The organism is Microcoleus sp. OTE_8_concoct_300 (assembly GCF_031383065.1).
GTDB lineage: Bacteria > Cyanobacteriota > Cyanobacteriia > Cyanobacteriales > Microcoleaceae > Microcoleus.
The window spans coordinates 23,149-39,652 of record NZ_JANMZH010000556.1 but is presented as its reverse complement, the minus strand read 5'-3'; the positions used below and the strand labels follow the sequence as shown (position 1 = coordinate 39,652).

The following is a 16,504-nucleotide window of genomic DNA, read 5'->3' as shown; positions in this document are numbered from 1 at the left end:
TTTTTTTTTATTTTTTTTTTTTGTGGTTGGGCCCGCGCAATCTCCAATGTTTAAAATGGTCTTTTAATTTATGGTTTGGGTCTTTGGGTTTTGGGTATTGGGCATTGGGGATTGGGGATTGGGGATTGGGGATTGGGGCATGGGGCATGGGGCATGGGGCATACCTCACCACGCGATCGAACCGCTATAGTGGGTATCGATCGATCGCTCTCGGAGTGCGGTTTAAGATGATCTACAGTTCCCAATTCCGTGAAGCGTAGCTATCCCGGAGGGAATCGCTACAATTAGGACAAGCATGGGATCTACAACACATCAAGATACATCTGTTAATACCAAAAATTCCCGCTGGCTGATGAGCTTATTGGCGATCGGCATTTTACTAGGTATCGGATTTCGCTTTTTTGAGCTCGATCGCAAACTTTACTGGCACGACGAAGCTTACACATCAATCCGCGCCGCTGGTTTTACCCGCCAAGAAATCGACGACAAACTATTCCAAAACCGGATTGTTCCCGCACCAGAATTGCAAAAATATCAGCGGATTAAACCGGGAAGTACAGAAGTAGACACAATTCGTTCTTTAGCACTGGAAGACCCGCAGCATCCGCCTTTATACTTTCTCATGGCTCGTTGGTGGATGCAGCAATTTGGCAGTTCTCTAACAGCCTCCCGCAGTTTGCCAGCAATATTGAGTTTGCTGTCGCTGCCTTTGATGTACGCTTTAGCTCAGGAACTTTTCGCCTCGAATTTGGCAGCGTTATTAGCAACAGCATTTTTGACTTTATCTCCCTTTGACATATTGTTTGCTCAGACAGCAAGGCAGTACAGTTTGCTGACAGCCACAGTTATTGGCAGCAGTTGGCTGCTGCTGAGAGCAGTGCGGTTGCGGGCTTTGCCAAATTGGGCCTGTTATTCGCTGGCGATCGCCCTTGGTTTCTACACTCACCCTTTTTTCACTTTAACACTCATCGGACACGGCGTTTTTATAATTGCTTACTGCTTCTTTGTCAAAAAAACAAAATTGCGAGGTCATGTAACTAATTCCCAATTTTTTTTAGCAGTAACAGCAGCTTTAATCTTGTATATTCCGTGGATTTACGTGCTGGTAACCAACCTGGGACGAGCATCAGCTACGACTGATTGGACGCGAGTATTTCCTGGTTTGCTCTATCTTGTCAAATTGTGGACGCTCAGCTTTACAGCATTATTTTTGGACTTAGACTTCGGCTTTGATAATATCTGGACTTATCTGCTGAGATTGCCATTTTTGCTGTTAATTGTGGCAGCTTTTTACACAATATGCCGCCGGACTAGCAGTTCAACTTGGCTGTTTATTTTAACATCAATTTTTGTACCTTTTTTGAGCCTGGCCTTACCGGATATAATCCTAGGCGGCAAACGTTCCGCCGTCAGCCGCTATCTGATTTCCTGCTTTCCGGGAGTGCAGCTAGCTGTTGCTTACTTGCTCGCAAGTAAGCTGAAAAATCAGCAGCGGTTTTGGCAAGTCATTTTAGCCTTGGTATTTACAGCAAGTGTAGCATCCTGTACAGTCAGCGCTTTTTCTGATACTTGGTGGAGCAAAGACTTGAGCTATTTTAATGCTGAAGTTGCCAAAATTATTAACAAAGAGGCGATAGCTAACCGATCGATTAAAGATACAATTGTAATTAGCGATCGCGGTAACGATTTTACGAACATGGGAGATTTGCTTTCTCTGAGTTATTTGCTCGACAAAGACGTGCGGCTGATGCTGATGAGCCAGTCGCCAGATATGGAGATGCTGAACAAATATTCGGCTCCCCTGGTATTGGGCCCTTCGGAAAAATTGCGCTCGGCACTCAAGCAAAATCAACGCCGCCTAGAGCCGATATTGGAATATGGCAGACTTTTTCGAGCGCGGCGAGCTTCTTAGAGCAGCTTGACAGGAATGGACGATCGTCCCGGGCAGGGTGCGTCAGTGGATTTTAGATTTTAGATTTTAGATTTTAGATTTATTCCACAGATGAATCTGGGAGATTAAACTTTGGTCTAAAATTTTTGGATATTCACGATAGGAGTACGTGGCATGGTATCGGTTTTTGGGCGGGGGCAGAAAAAACTGTTTGAGTGGCCTCAAATATTTGGACTAACGCACCTTAAATCACTATTTGGGCATTTTTGTCAATATTCCCGGTAAGGTGCCTCAGAAAAAAACTGTGTGAGTTGTCTCAGGTATTTGGGATGACACACTTGACATCATCAGCAATAATTATTTGAATACTTAGGATAAAACGCCATGCAAGAGTTAAATAATTCATCTTCCGAATCCGCACAGCAATTTCGCAATCTGCAGACAGAATTACGCGAACGTTGGCGCGGAATCGAAGACTTCGACAGCGGAGATTGTGACATTATTATCATTCCTTCTCTCAGCTTAGATCAGAAAGAAATGCTGAAAATTGAGGGTGTTTACCACTACGAAGAGCGGCATTTATTTTCATTGATTCGCCTGCGAAATCCCCGCACGCGCTTAATTTACATTACCTCGGAGCCGTTGCACCCGATGATTGTGGATTATTACCTGCAATTGTTGCCGGGAATTCCATTTTCTCACGCGCGCGATCGGCTTTTGCTGTTCAGTGCTTACGATGCTTCTGCCAAATCCCTCACCCAGAAAATTTTAGACCGTCCCCGCTTGATGGAGCGCATTCGTCAAGCAGTGCGGCCGACAAAATCTTATATGGTTTGTTATAACTCGACGCCCTTAGAACGCGAGCTATCTGTTAAATTGGGGATTCCTTTGTGGGCCAGCGATCCCGATCTGTTATACTGGGGAACAAAAAGCGGCAGCAGGCAAATTTTTAAAGAATGTGGCGTGCCTTATCCTGACGGTTCCGAGTTGGTTTGGAATGCGGAAGATTTAGCGGAAGCTGCGGCCGCGTTGTGGGAACGGCAGCCGCATTTGCTGCGGATGGTAATTAAGTTAAATGAAGGTTTCTCGGGGGAAGGGAATGCAATTTTAGATCTGAAGTCCCTCGCAGGTAAAGCGCCTACAGAAAGAGCGAAGGCAATTGGCGATAGCTTCCATAATTTGCGCTTTCAAGCAACGGGCGAAACCTGGGAAAATTTTAGCAGTCGCATTCCCGAATTAGGGGCAATTGCCGAAGCATTTATCGAAGGAGAAGAAAAGTTATCGCCCAGCGTTCAAGGCAGAATTGTCCCCAGCGGTCAAGTAGAACTTCTCTCAACCCACGACCAAATTTTAGGAGGCCCAGACGGTCAAATTTTCTTAGGTTGCCGATTTCCTGCGGACGAATCTTATCGAATAGCGTTGCAGGAATTGGGATGGAAAGTAGGGCAAAACTTAGCTAAAAAAGGCGCTTTAGAGAGATTTGGAGTAGATTTTCTCGCGGTGCGGCAATCAGACGGCAAGTGGGATATGCAAGCAATAGAGATCAACCTCCGCAAGGGTGGCACAACTCATCCTTTTATGGCGCTGAAGCTGTTAACAAATGGTCGCTACGAACGTTCGACAGGATTATTTTACAGCCAGCAGGGCCGTCCGAAATATTATGTTGCTTCTGACAATTTGAAAAAAGAGCGGTATCGGGGATTGTTACCGAACGATTTGATGGATATTATTGCTGACAATCAACTGCACTTTGACACCGGTACTGAGACGGGGAGTGTGTTTCATTTAATGGGCTGTTTGTCGGAGTTTGGCAAAGTGGGATTGACGAGTATCGGTAATTCGCCGCAAGAAGCAGAGGAGATGTATAACAAAGTTGTGAAAGTGCTCGATCGCGAAACCTGATACTAAATCTCATTTAACTCAATTGGCGTAAGTCCCACGCTGTAATTGTACTCAATTAGCGTTGGGATATAAGCCAAGCAAGGTCTAAGAAATAATCTAAAGTTTCCCGATCTTGTTGTCTAATAGTGTAAGATATAAATGGTTGCGACCCGCCCACTCGACTGCAAACAACAGGTCACAGTAGCAGTAATATGCTTGACCTCGGATAACTGCGAGAGAAAGGGGGAAAAGACAGACCGCTGGGAAAGCAAGGTAACACCCTACCGTAAAATATAAACCAAGTTTGTCAGACGAAAATAGTTTTTTGCCTTGGGAAACAGGGCTTCTGCGTGGGTTCCCTACGAAGGGATAAAGGCCCAAAAGCCTTCTTATGCTGTGTCAGACTCGGATCGTCTTAGGTGACGAATACCCAGTAATGGGATACCTAACGCCCGCAACGGCAAATGAGACACGAAGCCTACACGCTTACCGCAAGGTCAGTGTTAGGTATTTCACCCATTGATTATTTGGTGGTGGGAAATGGCTAATAGGTAATTGGTACTTTAAACTGACAACCGCAGATTAAAATCTGCGGGTTGCGGTTTGTAGCTAATTTTTAGCGGGATAAATTGGCGTGGGATCGATCGAACCTGTGCGATTGAGTGGCCAAAAACGGACAATCGCCCTACCGATGATATTTTGCCTCGGTACAAAGCCCCAATAATGGCTGTCACAGCTTGCGTTGCGGTTGTCGCCGAGCACCAAGTAAGAATTTGGAGCTACAACTACAGGCCCGTAGGGATACTGCGGAATTTCTTCAATATATTTTTCCTGTAGCGGCTGCTTGTTAATAAAAACTTTTCCCTGTTTCACTTCCACAGTGTCCCCTGGAAGTCCGATCACTCGCTTGATATAGGCATCTTTGATCGGCGGCGGCTGTCCCGTGCACAAACTAGCCGGGTCAGGAGGCATAAATACGATAATATCTCCTCGCTGGGGGTCTTGGAATCGATAGCTGACCTTATCTATAATTAATCGATCGTTAATTTGTAGAGTGGGGAGCATCGAGCCGGTGGGAATGTAGCGAGCTTCGGCAACTAGGGTGCGGATGCCAAAGGCCAAGAATGCTGCTAAGCCGATCGTCTTAATTCCTTCGATCCAAGGATTTTCCGTGTCTTGCGGAGGTTTTTCGTCGGCTGACTTGTCTAGACGAGTCATAAAAAAATTCGGTAAGTGGGTTCCGAGCGCATCTTTAGACGCGCTCGTGGGAAACGGCCTGGCGGTTTCAACCGCCGTGAATCTTTACTATTACACGGGGATTGCTGGATTCGGTGTAATGAATGTAATCTACGAGCAGTGGGACAATTACCACCTCAAACCTCGCAACCCGCTCACGCATAATGTTTGCTCTTTCGAGCCTAATTGAGAGGGGTAGAAGAGACGACCTGCCAGGTCGTCTGTACTGCACCAAAGTTTACAGCCGGTACTATATTTAGGACACTGACTTAACCCAATAAATCTGTTTAATCCTAAATTTCGCTTGGCAAGGAACTATGGGAAGCATCCTCTGGTAGGTCTTTAACTCTCACCGTTAACGTAGTACCCAGGTACTGAGTCTAGTCAACTGTGATTCAAGTCCAAGGCTAGAAGCCAGCGTGTCTTTAGATCAGGGTCGTTGACATTTCTTACTATTGACAGAACTCTTTTAAGGATAAAATTTTTCAGGTGATCACGTACATTACTCATTTAATTATAGCTTATGCCGACCACATCAAGTTTGTTAATCCGCGGCGCTCGCGTTCTTTTGCCCAACGGCGAGTTTTTAGTAGGGGACGTGGAAATCAGCTGCGGCAAAATTCTTCGGGTTGCTCCGTCCATTGCCACATCGGGCGATCGAGAAATAATGGCGAAAGGCTTAACTCTGTTACCCGGAGTAATTGACCCCCAGGTACACTTCCGGGAACCGGGTTTAGAACACAAGGAAGACTTGTTTACCGCTAGCTGTGCTTGCGCTAAAGGCGGCGTGACTTCGTTTTTGGAAATGCCTAATACGCGACCCCTGACCACAACCCAAGCTGCCTTAGATGATAAACTAAGTCGCGCTGCCGAGAAGTGTTTGGTGAATTACGGCTTTTTTATTGGTGCAACGGCTGAGAATTTGCCGGATTTGTTGAGTGCGAATCCGACTCCGGGAATTAAAGTTTTTATGGGTTCGATGCACGGCCAGCTTTTGGTCGATGGAGAAGCAACTTTAGAGGCGATTTTTGCTGCAGGCGATCGACTGATTGCGGTGCACGCGGAAGACCAAGCTAGAATCAATCAGAGGCGTCAGGAATTTTCTGGGATTTCCGATGTGGCCGTTCACTCGCAAATTCAAGACAATCAAGCAGCTTTGTTAGCAACTCAGCTAGCCTTAAAACTTTCTAATAAATATCAGCGCCGACTGCACATTCTGCACCTATCGACGGGAGAAGAAGCTGAGTTGTTACGGCAGGAAAAACCGAGTTGGGTAACGGCGGAAGTGACCCCGCAGCATTTGTTGTTAAATACCAGCGCCTATGAAAAAATTGGCAGTTTAGCTCAGATGAATCCGCCTTTGCGCGCTGCCCGCGATAACGAAATACTTTGGCAAGCTTTATTAGACGGCGTAATTGATTTTATTGCCACCGATCACGCGCCACACACATTAGCAGAAAAAGCTCAAGATTATCCGAATACTCCGTCGGGAATGCCCGGAGTCGAAACTTCTTTGCCTTTGATGCTGACGCAAGCAGTGCAGGGAAGATGTACAGTGGCGCAAGTTGCTAATTGGATGTCGGCGGCAGTTGCTAAGGCTTATAAGATTCCGAACAAAGGGAAAATTGCCCCAGGCTTTGACGCCGATTTAGTATTGGTAGATTTGGACAAGTACCGCCTGGTTGTGCGAGAAGAAATGGTGACTAAGTGCGGCTGGAGTCCCTTTGAAGGTTGGAATTTAACGGGATGGCCTGTGGTCACGGTTGTGGGAGGAAAAGTTGTTTTTGAGAAGGGTAAATTGGATACAACGGTTAGGGGGGAAGCGTTGACATTTGACGCTGATTAAGCATGAATAAAGGTAAAGTGTTATAATCAATAGTCCGGACTGTTTTTAGTTCCTACTCTGAAACCATCGATTTTCAGTTGGTAGCGAAGTTGCCTTGTAGCCTTGAAACCCTTATTCGACGGTTGGCAATCAAAAACAGTCCGAAGTATTGATAATGACATATTCTCGATCGCAAAGGCGATATTACCCATGCTCCTCGAAGAACTAGAAACACAACTCCTGGCCTTAACTCCGACTGAGAAAGCTGAAGTCATCAGACTGTTAGCCCAAAGTTTAAGTAATAGCTGGCCGGGAATTACCAAGACTCCCGACCTGTGTGGCGGCGATGCTTGCATTGCCAAAACTAGACTTCCAGTTTGGCTGTTCGTGAGTTTGCGCCGTCAAGGTTCAAGCGATGCTGAACTTCTACAATTTTATCCTCATTTGAATGCTGCGAACTTAGTAAATGTCTGGACTTATGCTGAGGCTAACTCAGAAGAAATTGAAACAGCACTCCGAGAAGAAGCAGCAGCAATGATGCAGGAAGTATAATTTATGGCACGTCTCTATGCAGATGAACAGTTCCCGTTTCCTGTTGTGGCATTGCTGCGAAATTTAGGTCACGAGGCCCTGACTATTCAAGAGGCAGGAAATGCCGGAGATGATGACCCCGAAGTATTAGCCTTTGCTGTGAATAACGATCGGGCGGTTATGACGCAAAATCGTCGGCATTTCATTCGCTTGCACACTCAACAACCAAATCATGCTGGTATTATCGTGTGTACAGACGATAAAAATCTAGAAAGGTTGGCAACACGCATCAATGATGCTATTGCTGGTGAGGAAACTTTGAGAGGTAAATTGATTCGAGTCAACCGCCCGCCGCAGTAAGTTCGATCGCCTTTTCTCAAATTTCCAATTGCCAATCCAATAACTCGCCCTTACCAATTACTTCAACTTGCCGCCCGTTATCTAGATAACTCAAAGAAATTTGCAAATAATTTTCGGGTTGGTACTGCAATCTTTCCCCCCATTCGATCGCCACAATTCCCAAATCCCTTTCTAATCCGTCCCAATAACTTTCTAAGTGCAAAGCCTCGGCTTCTTCGGGTTCGAGTCGATACAAATCTAGATGATAAAGCGGAACTCGCCCTGCAAAATACTCGTTAATCAGGGTGAAAGTAGGACTTTCGATCGAGTCGGAGATTCCTAAACCTTCAGCGATACCTTGAACTAAGGTAGTTTTGCCAGCACCTAAATCTCCTTGTAATAAGATTATAGTGCCTGGGGGGAGCGATCGACCTAACGCCATACCAAACTTGCGCGTAGCCTCACAATCGGTAAGCAAAGTTTTCATTTCAGTCATTAGTCATTAGTCATTAGTCATTAGTCATTAGTCAACAGTCAACACTCAACACTCAACACTCAACAGTCATTAGTCAACAGTCAACAGTCAACACTCAACAGTCAACAGTCACCAGCTTAAATGTTCTGGGCGCGGCCGTACCAACGCAGCAACATCCCCGCCAACCTTTGAGAATTGTGGCGAATTAAACCCGTATTTTCATCTTCATCCATCACATTTGCGATGACAATTCGCCGCCCCAATTGCGTTACAGCTTCTCGATCGAGCACAACCGGATAAGAATTCTCCTGAGAATAGCGGATCAAAGCTTTTGCAGAAGGGACTTTTCCCTGAACTACTACAGCATCGAACAGCGGCCGGCCACAAGCGCGATCGATCGCCCGAATGTGGTCTGCAACACTGTATCCGTCAGTTTCCCCCGGCTGAGTCATAATATTGCACACATAAATGCGCGGAACTTCGGTGTTGGCGATCGCCTCAGCAATTTCCGGCACCAACAAATTCGGAATGACACTCGTATAAAGACTCCCGGGCCCAATAATCATAAAATCCGCTTCCCGAAGTGCGATCGCCACCCTGGGCAACGCCGGAGGATTAGCAGGAGTGCAGCCAATTTTGAGGATTTGCCCGTTAGCTTTCGTAATGCTGGACTCCCCCTCAATTCTCCGGCCGTCAGCCAGTTCTGCCCACAAAGAAACGTCGCTCAGAGTAGCCGGCAGCACCTCACCCCTAACTGCTAAAACTTTAGAACTCGCGGCGATCGCCTGTTCCAAATCTCCAGCAATATCGCTCATCGCCGTCAAAAACAAATTCCCAAAACTGTGACCCATCAAACCGTCACCGGCCTGAAAGCGATATTGAAATAACTCAGTCAATAACTTTTCCTCATCTGCCAAAGCCGCCAAACAATTGCGAATGTCTCCCGGCGGCAATACCCCAATTTCCCTGCGCAGCCGGCCGGAAGACCCGCCATCATCCGCCACCGTGACAATAGCAGTGATTTTGGCGCTGTAATCCTTCAATCCCCTGAGCAAATTAGAAAGGCCCGTACCGCCCCCAATTGCCACAATTTTCGGGCCGCGGTTCAAGCGGCGGTGGTTGAGGAGTCGATCGACCAATTCCTCATTCCCTTCGGGCATCAGCACTTGAGTAATAGAGTTCAAACTGCGAGTTTGCCCCCACAGAATTAACAAAATCCCGCCAGCAATGATCAGCGGGCCCGACACGTAATTGGGAATAATTTCCGCAATCCACGCCAAAAAATTTCTCAACAATTGCAACAAGAAAAAAATCGGAGTCATCCCAGTCCAAATCGCTAAACCCAAACTGGCAAGTACCACACCGCTAGCACTGATCAGCAGCCACCGTTTCACCAACAGTCCGGGGGCCAACCACTTAAACCACTGGTAAACTCGCCCGTTCCGCAAAGAAGGGGGGTAAGGATTTCTGGAACGGCCAAAAACCTGCTTGGCTTTAGCTAAGACGCGAAGGGCTTTAGGAAGTGAACTAATTGACATGGTTAATTAGTCTTAAGGGTATGGGAACAGTTCAAGCTGACAAATTTACAATACAAGAGAGTTTTGATTATGGCAGTCAATTTTAGTCATGAGTCATTACTCATTAGTCATGAGTCATTAGTCATTAGCTAGACTGATGACTGAGGACTGATAACTTATTGATAACATCCTATGGCTGAGCCACTAATCGAACTCAAGGGGGTAAGTAAGTCCTTCGGGCACAACCCGATCCTCGATCAAGTCGATCTGAGGATTTATCGGGGAGAGGCCCTGGCAATTATTGGCCCTTCCGGGACGGGGAAATCTACGATTTTGCGGATAATTGCGGGTTTGTTGGCCCCGGATGCCGGGGAGGTTTTCGTTCAGGGACAGCGCAGGGTCGGATGGGTGGACGACGTGGCAGATCCGATCGGAATTGGGATGGTGTTTCAGCAAGCGGCTTTGTTTGATTCGCTGACGGTGGAGGAGAATGTCGGTTTTTTACTTTACCAGCATTCTAAGCTGCCGCGCCGCCGCATTCGGGAATTGGTGGAGGAAAAGTTGGAGATGGTGGGTTTGCCGAGAATTGGCGAACGCTATCCGGCCCAGTTGTCTGGGGGAATGCGGAAGCGAGTAAGTTTTGCCCGCGCCATCATGGCGAATCCCGATAATGCCAGGGATAATCCAGAGGTTTTGCTGTACGATGAACCGACGGCGGGTTTAGATCCGATCGCTTCGACGGTAATTGAAGATTTAATCCGCGACTTGCAGGCGGCCCAAGGTGTTTGCAGCACTTATGCGATCGTCACTCACCAAGACAGTACCATCCGCCGCACTGCCGATCGCATCGTGTTTCTCTATCAAGGCAAAGTGCAGTGGGAGGGAACTGTTAGCGATATTGCATCGACCGATAATTTGTTAATTAAACAATTTTTTAGCGGCAGCGTTACTGGGCCTATTCAGGTGATTGGATAGTCAATTGTCAGTTGTCAGTGGGCAGTTGTCAGTATGTCGTGGTTAATTGTTTGTATTTTTGGGAGATAGCATATGTCACAAACAAACTTTCAGAAGTTAGATGTTTATAAATTAGCTGAAAAATTAGCTGATGAAATTTGGAATATTGTTATAAAATGGGACGCACTAGCAAAAGATACGGTCGGCAAGCAAATTATTCGCTCGGCTGATAGTATTGGTGCTAATATTGCTGAAGGAGATGGTCGAGGTAGCTATCAGGATCATCGGAGATTTATCAAGATTGCCAGAGGTTCTTTATATGAAACAAAGCACTGGTTGAGACGGGCTTATACTAGGCAACTACTAACAACTACGCAAGTAGAAATACTCAAGCCAATTATTGACGAACTGTCGCCCAGGCTAAACGCCTATCTAAAATCTATAGGCAACACATCAGAAAAAAATTAACAACTGGCAACTGGCAACTATCAACTGCCAACTATCAACTGCCAACTGCCAACTGCCAACTGCCTAAGGAGGTAATATGCGATCGCGAACTGTAAGAGAAGGTTCTGTCGGGTTCTTAATTTTAGTAGGAATCGGTTTATTTGGCGGCTTAGTGCTCTGGCTGCGGGGCGTGCAGCTAGGGAACCGCAGCTACAAATTCGCCGTAGAATTTGCCAGGGCCCAAGGAATGCAAATAGGCACGCCCATCAGGTATCGTGGGGTGGCAGTCGGTAAAATTACCGCCCTCAAAGCGAGTTCCAACGGCGTAGACGTGACTCTGGAGATTGCCCCCGGTACTTTAGTGATGCCCCGGGATGTTACGATCGAAGCGAATAAATCCGGTTTAATTGGCGAATCGTCGATCGACATTACCCCCAACTCGATTTTGCCAGAATCCTTACTTACCGCCAATCCCCTTAGTGCCGACTGTGCCCCTGAAATTATCTGCAAAAATTCGCGCTTAAAAGGTCAAACTGGAGTCACTATGGACGAACTAATTCGATCCACAGTCCGCCTAGCTAATTTCTACACCGACCCCGTCCTGTTCAACAATATTAAATCCCTCACAGAGAATACAGCCAACACAGCTAAAGGTGCAGCTAAACTCACTCAGGATTTGTCTAATTTAACTCAAACTGCCCAAGGCGAAATAAAAACTTTGAATCAATCTGTAAGGGGAGACATTGGCAGCTTAAATCAATCGGTAAAAACCGAAATAGCAAATTTAAATCAATCATTAAAAGGGGAAGCGAGCAGTTTTAATCAATCATTAAAGGGAGAAGCAAGCAGTTTAAATCAATCGCTCAAGGGGGAAATATCAGCAGTCGCAGCTGATGTTTCTAAAGTAGCAGCTACGGCGGACACTTCCACAAAAGCCGTATCTGCAGCTGCGATAAATTCTGCTAATTCAGTAACTCAAGCAGCCAATCAAATTACATTAACAGCCAACCAAGTCAATTCTTTAGTAGCCACCAACCGCGCCAGTTTAGTCTCTACTCTGAATAACATCAATCAAAGCAGTCAGGAACTGCGGGTAGCTGTCAGCAGTTTGAGTCCGACAATTAATCGAATCAACCAAGGACAATTGCTGAACAATTTAGAAGTTTTATCAGCGAATGCAGCCCAAGCTTCTGGTAATTTGCAAGATTTATCCAGCCAAGTAAACAATCCCGCCACTTTGCTATTATTGCAGCAAACTCTAGATTCCGCACGAGCTACATTTCAGAACGTGCAGAAAATTACTTCCGACGTGGATGATTTGACGGGAGATCCGGCTTTCCGCAACAACATACGCAAGTTGTTCAACGGATTAGGAGGCTTGTTGGGTTCGACAGAACAACTGCGACAGCAAGTTAAAGTCGCTCAAACATTAGCTCCACTTTCTGAGCAAGTAAATGCGAGTACAACTGCCAAAAATCAATCAGTAGAGCCTGGATCTCCCCGCTTGGACAAACAGCAAAAATTGCCTGTTATACCTTCTCAAACTGCAAGGTCAGCAGAACCAGTTACTCCCGAAAACACCCCTTAAAACAGGGTATCATTGAATAACCGCAATTATTGCAAGATTCGCGAGTTGCTTTAGTTAGTAAGGTGCGCCTTGCGTACCAGGATTACAGCTAGTTAATAAGGTACGCCTTTCGCACCCCGGCATTAAAGTTATTGTCCAAATCCTATTAACAAAAAACTCTTTCACTCAAAACAAAGAAAACCAATGACGCAAACATTATCGAAACCGACCGAAACCAAAAGCCAGTATACTGTAACTTGGGAAAAATTGCCAGATGACTTTAAATTACCAGACGATCCCGTGGAAAACATCGACCAACCACTTTTAGCCGCCGCCTTGCGAGAAGCTTTGGATCTCGCAGGATTTATCCTAGCTTCAATGCTAATAGCTTCCAATTTTGGACTGTGTGCCAAAGTCAACGACAAAATAGTAGTAAAAGCCCCAGATTGGGTGTACGTTCCCTCGGTATTGCCAGCAGAACCAGGAGAAGTTCGCCGCAGTTATACGCGCAATGCTGAGGGAGAAGGACCCGCAGTAGTGATGGAATTTTTATCGGATACAGACGGCAGTGAATATTCAAATAAACCGACATATCCTTACGGAAAATGGCGGTTTTATGAGCGAATTTTGCAAGTACCGATTTATGTAATTTTTGAACCGAAATCGGGAGTCTTGGAAGTGTACAGACTCTCGACCTCGGGAGAATACGAATTGCAAGAACCGGATGCTAATCAGCGATTCTGGATAGAATCAATGGGTTTATTTCTGGGGGTTTGGGAAGGTGAAAAATCTCAGAGAACGGGTTATTGGTTGCGCTGGTGGGATGAGAAGGGCAATTTGCTGCTGTGGGGTGCCGAACGGGTGGAACAGGAACGCCAGCGCGCCGAAGAAGAACGCCAGCGCGCCGAAGAGGAACGCCACAGGGCCGAAGAGGAACGCCAGAGGGCCGATCGACTAATGGCATACTTGATTCGTCAGGGTATCGATCCTGATGGCATTTGAAGGTGTGGGAGGTCGATCGATTTTAGATTTTAGATTTTCGATTTTAGATTGAATAATTGGGAATCAAGGAGCCAGAGCGAGCGATTTTAGAGTTTAGATTTGCGATTTTCGATTGGGAATTAAGGATTGCCATGACTGCAACAACATTAGAATAGAAATTAGATCGGCCGTTGCTATTTCCAGGGTTAACTTGGGAACAATTCAAAACCTTAGAACCGATGCTCGATATTCCAGGGGTGCGGCTGTCATGTTTAGATGGGATACTGGAGATTCAGAAAATACCTGGAAGAAAACACGAAACAGCCAAGGGACTTATCGGTGCGTTGGTAGAAACTTACATGATGGCGGCAGGAATCGATTTCACCCCTACGGAGTCTCTGACATTAGAAAATGAATCGCGACTGGTGAAGTGTGAAGTAGACAAGTCTTACGAATTGGGTACTGACAGAGAACGTCCAGATTTAGCGATCGAAGTAGTCGTCACTAGCGGCGGAATTGATAAGCTAGAGGCTTACAAACGGCTGCAAATCCCTGAAGTCTGGTTTTGGGAAAACAGCCGACTCTCTCTGTATGTTCTCAGACAGCAAACATATCAAGAGATTGCGAGTTCCCAATTGCTCCCAGAACTCGATATTGGTTTACTCGTCAGGTGTGTTAATATGCCGAGTCATGTTGAGGCAATTAAGGAATTCAAAAGGGCGATCGATCGGGATTTGTAGTCAAAAATAGATAATACATATCCCCGACTTCTTTAAGAAGTCGGGTATCTAGCAACGATCCAACGTTGTTGATGAAGTACACCCCGATCGCGCTCCCCGTAGGCAGTTACCCTGGGCCGTGTCCCTCTAAGAGCTGGAACTCCTAAACTTCAGTGTATTCTTGGCCTTTTTGAGACTCTAACCAACGTTGATAAGCTTCCTTATCACCTCTAAAGGAATCGACAGAAACTTGACGTTCTGGCATGGGTTTGAGGGGAGCATCAATAGGGGAATATTGGCAATAGCAGATTACTACCATATCAAATTCACCGATCGGAATATCGGGAGTATAAGTCTCAACCCGCGCAACTTCCCAATCACCTGTGCGGTAATGAGTGCTGTAACCGTGCCTATCTGGATCGTGTTCTGTTTCCACACGAACAAACTCTGGGGGACGATAGCCAACTTCAGGAATTGGCCCGTCAGAAGAGTCAAAGTGTTCTGCCAAAATCTTTGTTAAGGATTGGGTGTGTTGAAACTTGCGTTTTTCCCAACCAGGTTGGCGCTTGTCTGCTCTAAAGACAATCCATTTATGCATCTTCATCCTCTTTGCTTTCTAGTTCTTTGTACCAGTCGGGAAACTCGGTTTTGCCTTGAAAAACACAATCAACTTTTAGAATATGGCCGTCAATTTTCTCAATCTCAATCAGCTTCCAACCATACTTTTCTTCCATCTCTTCACAACAATCTGGATCTGCCGCTCCATGTCGAGACTTGTCTTCATCTGGATCGTAACGCAACCAGTTTGGATTATTTGGCATAATTGTATTGCTCCCTGTGTTGGGTTGACAACCTTGGAGAAGTCGTCTGGACGAAGTATTTGCGGTACTGCGTCCGGGCGCGTCTTTGTAAAATTATAGGATAATAGTTACAAGCTCGGCCCGCTTGTGAATCAGACAATTGGTTAAATTTGCTTGACAAAAATCGGTTGATGTGTAGGGAGTTTTAGCGAAAATTTTAAATTGGGAGGGGCGATCGTTTGGCGATCGAACTTGGGCATTCTAGAGATAGGTGCGAGTGCGAGTGCCTGGAAAACAGCGACGCCAAGAGTTAGCAATGGAAAGTACACAGAAAAAATCTAGTAATAGTCGCGTTCATCGGAGCGATCGAATTAAGCAGATTTTTGCGTTAGTATCAATGGTTTCGTTTGGTGGTTCTGCGATTTTTGGTGTTGTGAGTCTGTTCGGCAGCGGTTTGAGCAGCCAGCACCAACAAAAACCGGCGATTGCGCCAGTTTCCCAGGAATCTTTGCTGGCTGCGCAGGAACAGGGATACGTGGGGGTTTTGCAGCGGGAACCGCAGAATCAGACGGCTCTGGAGGGATTGGCCAATGTGCGGTTGCAGATGAATAATCAGGTGGGGGCGATCGAGCCTTTGGAGAAGTTGGTGAAGCTAAATCCCGATCGGGCGGATTATAAGGCGCTGTTGGGGCAGGTAAAAAAGTAGAGGGGAAAGAGAGGGGAGCGATCGCTAATAATTAGTATAAACTGGTGGTTATGAGTTGTGATCTTTCTGGATCTCCGCTTAGATACTTAGCTTTACAAAGAAACAACTCTTAAGCTCAAGGCAATTAAACAATATTTTTTATCTACAAAGTCTCTTAAATTCTATGGCTGAAACACTTGGCTCTCTCTGCGACAAGTTGACAATTATCAAACTGAAACAGTGGCATTCTGAAGACGAAATTAAGCTCAACAGCCTTGCTCTTCAAGAAAAGCAGCTTCAGGAGGAGATAAACGAATTTGTGAATGCTGCTATATCCGGAAAAATTCCCCGAGAAAAACTCACATTTGCATCGAATAAAGTGTACAAAGAAGAATCGAATTTTGTACCTGATGTAACAGGGAGTATCGGCGAAGTCTTCTCACAGCTTGCAGAAGTCAATTGCAAATTATGGCACGAACAGGAAAAAGTGTATGATTTTGAAAATGTTACATTCACGGAAAAAAATCTAGTGGTAAAGCAGCTTGCTGTTCTGAACTTGGAGCGAAATAAGTGTATTGATGAAATTGATAAAAATTTATTAGGGATTGTAAAAAGCATCAATTTTATTTAAAAATTTGAGTAGAAACTTTTGGAGG

17 protein-coding genes and 1 pseudogene are annotated in these 16,504 nt (G+C 45.8%); 13 read left to right on the top strand and 5 right to left on the bottom strand.

The genetic code is table 11. The features are described from left to right. From ACUVJL_RS25625 to ACUVJL_RS25615, 3 genes and pseudogenes are all read left to right on the top strand, one after another. Positions 1 to 260 (top strand): annotated as a pseudogene (locus ACUVJL_RS25625) (hypothetical protein); the annotation flags it as partial. 35 nt (positions 261 to 295) lie between these two features. Further along, positions 296 to 1,912 (top strand): glycosyltransferase family 39 protein, encoded by a 1,617-nt coding sequence (locus ACUVJL_RS25620; protein WP_445248412.1) that lies wholly within the window; start codon positions 296 to 298, stop codon positions 1,910 to 1,912. 363 nt (positions 1,913 to 2,275) lie between these two features. Further along, complete coding sequence (locus ACUVJL_RS25615) at positions 2,276 to 3,793, top strand: peptide ligase PGM1-related protein (protein WP_445248411.1); 1,518 nt, start codon at positions 2,276 to 2,278, stop codon at positions 3,791 to 3,793. A 588-nt stretch (positions 3,794 to 4,381) separates the two neighbouring features. Here the strand turns inward: ACUVJL_RS25615 and lepB are convergent. After that, positions 4,382 to 4,990, bottom strand: coding sequence for a signal peptidase I (gene lepB, locus ACUVJL_RS25610; RefSeq protein ID WP_445248410.1), 609 nt, complete (start codon positions 4,988 to 4,990; stop codon positions 4,382 to 4,384). Positions 4,991 to 5,531: 541 nt separating this feature from the next. On the opposite strand from lepB, the gene ACUVJL_RS25605 reads away from it, so the two are divergent. From ACUVJL_RS25605 to ACUVJL_RS25595, 3 genes are all read left to right on the top strand, one after another. After that, a complete protein-coding gene (locus tag ACUVJL_RS25605) occupies positions 5,532 to 6,854 on the top strand; it encodes a dihydroorotase (RefSeq protein WP_445248409.1) in 1,323 nt (440 codons plus the stop codon). A gap of 189 nt (positions 6,855 to 7,043) precedes the next feature. Next, positions 7,044 to 7,385: a DUF433 domain-containing protein gene (locus ACUVJL_RS25600; RefSeq protein ID WP_445248414.1), complete on the top strand. Its 342-nt coding sequence runs from the start codon at positions 7,044 to 7,046 to the stop codon at positions 7,383 to 7,385. Positions 7,386 to 7,388: 3 nt separating this feature from the next. Further along, the gene (locus ACUVJL_RS25595; protein ID WP_445248408.1) at positions 7,389 to 7,724 is read left to right on the top strand and encodes a DUF5615 family PIN-like protein; all 336 of its coding nucleotides are present in this window, start codon (positions 7,389 to 7,391) and stop codon (positions 7,722 to 7,724) included. A gap of 16 nt (positions 7,725 to 7,740) precedes the next feature. Here the strand turns inward: ACUVJL_RS25595 and tsaE are convergent, their stop codons facing one another. Both tsaE and ACUVJL_RS25585 read right to left on the bottom strand, forming a co-directional pair. Further along, positions 7,741 to 8,190, bottom strand: coding sequence for a tRNA (adenosine(37)-N6)-threonylcarbamoyltransferase complex ATPase subunit type 1 TsaE (gene tsaE / locus ACUVJL_RS25590; protein WP_445248407.1), 450 nt, complete (start codon positions 8,188 to 8,190; stop codon positions 7,741 to 7,743). Between the two features lie 125 nt (positions 8,191 to 8,315). After that, positions 8,316 to 9,716, bottom strand: a complete 1,401-nt coding sequence (locus ACUVJL_RS25585; RefSeq protein ID WP_445248406.1) for a gluconeogenesis factor YvcK family protein — start codon at positions 9,714 to 9,716, stop codon at positions 8,316 to 8,318. A 171-nt stretch (positions 9,717 to 9,887) separates the two neighbouring features. On the opposite strand from ACUVJL_RS25585, the gene ACUVJL_RS25580 reads away from it, so the two are divergent. From ACUVJL_RS25580 to ACUVJL_RS25560, 5 genes are all read left to right on the top strand, one after another. After that, positions 9,888 to 10,670: an ABC transporter ATP-binding protein gene (locus ACUVJL_RS25580; RefSeq protein WP_445248405.1), complete on the top strand. Its 783-nt coding sequence runs from the start codon at positions 9,888 to 9,890 to the stop codon at positions 10,668 to 10,670. A gap of 72 nt (positions 10,671 to 10,742) precedes the next feature. After that, positions 10,743 to 11,117 carry a four helix bundle protein gene (locus ACUVJL_RS25575; RefSeq protein WP_190741096.1) on the top strand — a complete coding sequence of 125 codons (375 nt, stop codon included), beginning with the start codon at positions 10,743 to 10,745 and terminating at the stop codon, positions 11,115 to 11,117. Positions 11,118 to 11,193: 76 nt separating this feature from the next. Then, a complete protein-coding gene (locus ACUVJL_RS25570; protein ID WP_445248404.1) occupies positions 11,194 to 12,684 on the top strand; it encodes an MlaD family protein in 1,491 nt (496 codons plus the stop codon). A 183-nt stretch (positions 12,685 to 12,867) separates the two neighbouring features. After that, positions 12,868 to 13,665, top strand: coding sequence for a Uma2 family endonuclease (locus ACUVJL_RS25565; protein ID WP_445248403.1), 798 nt, complete (start codon positions 12,868 to 12,870; stop codon positions 13,663 to 13,665). A gap of 170 nt (positions 13,666 to 13,835) precedes the next feature. Next, positions 13,836 to 14,384, top strand: coding sequence for a Uma2 family endonuclease (locus ACUVJL_RS25560; RefSeq protein WP_445248402.1), 549 nt, complete (start codon positions 13,836 to 13,838; stop codon positions 14,382 to 14,384). Between the two features lie 142 nt (positions 14,385 to 14,526). On the opposite strand, the gene ACUVJL_RS25555 is transcribed toward ACUVJL_RS25560, so the two are convergent. Next, a complete protein-coding gene (locus ACUVJL_RS25555; RefSeq protein WP_445248401.1) occupies positions 14,527 to 14,961 on the bottom strand; it encodes a hypothetical protein in 435 nt (144 codons plus the stop codon). Continuing rightward, positions 14,954 to 15,184, bottom strand: coding sequence for a hypothetical protein (locus ACUVJL_RS25550; protein ID WP_445248400.1), 231 nt, complete (start codon positions 15,182 to 15,184; stop codon positions 14,954 to 14,956). The genes ACUVJL_RS25555 and ACUVJL_RS25550 overlap by 8 nt, the downstream gene beginning before the upstream one ends. 262 nt (positions 15,185 to 15,446) lie before the next feature. Between ACUVJL_RS25550 and ACUVJL_RS25545 the strand changes: the two genes are divergently transcribed. Next, entirely contained in the window at positions 15,447 to 15,869 is a 423-nt protein-coding gene (locus ACUVJL_RS25545) for a tetratricopeptide repeat protein (RefSeq protein WP_445248399.1), read from the top strand. Positions 15,870 to 16,032: 163 nt separating this feature from the next. Further along, positions 16,033 to 16,479: a hypothetical protein gene (locus ACUVJL_RS25540; protein ID WP_445248398.1), complete on the top strand. Its 447-nt coding sequence runs from the start codon at positions 16,033 to 16,035 to the stop codon at positions 16,477 to 16,479. Positions 16,480 to 16,504: the final 25 nt, after the last annotated feature.

What these genes read in the sequence shown, in the direction of transcription:
- ACUVJL_RS25620 (WP_445248412.1), top strand. Translation starts at nt 296, where the DNA reads ATGGGATCTACAACACATCAAGATACATCTGTTAATACCAAAAATTCC.
- ACUVJL_RS25615 (WP_445248411.1), top strand. Translation starts at nt 2,276, where the DNA reads ATGCAAGAGTTAAATAATTCATCTTCCGAATCCGCACAGCAATTTCGC.
- lepB (WP_445248410.1), bottom strand. Translation starts at nt 4,990, where the DNA reads ATGACTCGTCTAGACAAGTCAGCCGACGAAAAACCTCCGCAAGACACG.
- ACUVJL_RS25605 (WP_445248409.1), top strand. Translation starts at nt 5,532, where the DNA reads ATGCCGACCACATCAAGTTTGTTAATCCGCGGCGCTCGCGTTCTTTTG.
- ACUVJL_RS25600 (WP_445248414.1), top strand. Translation starts at nt 7,044, where the DNA reads ATGCTCCTCGAAGAACTAGAAACACAACTCCTGGCCTTAACTCCGACT.
- ACUVJL_RS25595 (WP_445248408.1), top strand. Translation starts at nt 7,389, where the DNA reads ATGGCACGTCTCTATGCAGATGAACAGTTCCCGTTTCCTGTTGTGGCA.
- tsaE (WP_445248407.1), bottom strand. Translation starts at nt 8,190, where the DNA reads ATGAAAACTTTGCTTACCGATTGTGAGGCTACGCGCAAGTTTGGTATG.
- ACUVJL_RS25585 (WP_445248406.1), bottom strand. Translation starts at nt 9,716, where the DNA reads ATGTCAATTAGTTCACTTCCTAAAGCCCTTCGCGTCTTAGCTAAAGCC.
- ACUVJL_RS25580 (WP_445248405.1), top strand. Translation starts at nt 9,888, where the DNA reads ATGGCTGAGCCACTAATCGAACTCAAGGGGGTAAGTAAGTCCTTCGGG.
- ACUVJL_RS25575 (WP_190741096.1), top strand. Translation starts at nt 10,743, where the DNA reads ATGTCACAAACAAACTTTCAGAAGTTAGATGTTTATAAATTAGCTGAA.
- ACUVJL_RS25570 (WP_445248404.1), top strand. Translation starts at nt 11,194, where the DNA reads ATGCGATCGCGAACTGTAAGAGAAGGTTCTGTCGGGTTCTTAATTTTA.
- ACUVJL_RS25565 (WP_445248403.1), top strand. Translation starts at nt 12,868, where the DNA reads ATGACGCAAACATTATCGAAACCGACCGAAACCAAAAGCCAGTATACT.
- ACUVJL_RS25555 (WP_445248401.1), bottom strand. Translation starts at nt 14,961, where the DNA reads ATGCATAAATGGATTGTCTTTAGAGCAGACAAGCGCCAACCTGGTTGG.
- ACUVJL_RS25550 (WP_445248400.1), bottom strand. Translation starts at nt 15,184, where the DNA reads ATGCCAAATAATCCAAACTGGTTGCGTTACGATCCAGATGAAGACAAG.
- ACUVJL_RS25540 (WP_445248398.1), top strand. Translation starts at nt 16,033, where the DNA reads ATGGCTGAAACACTTGGCTCTCTCTGCGACAAGTTGACAATTATCAAA.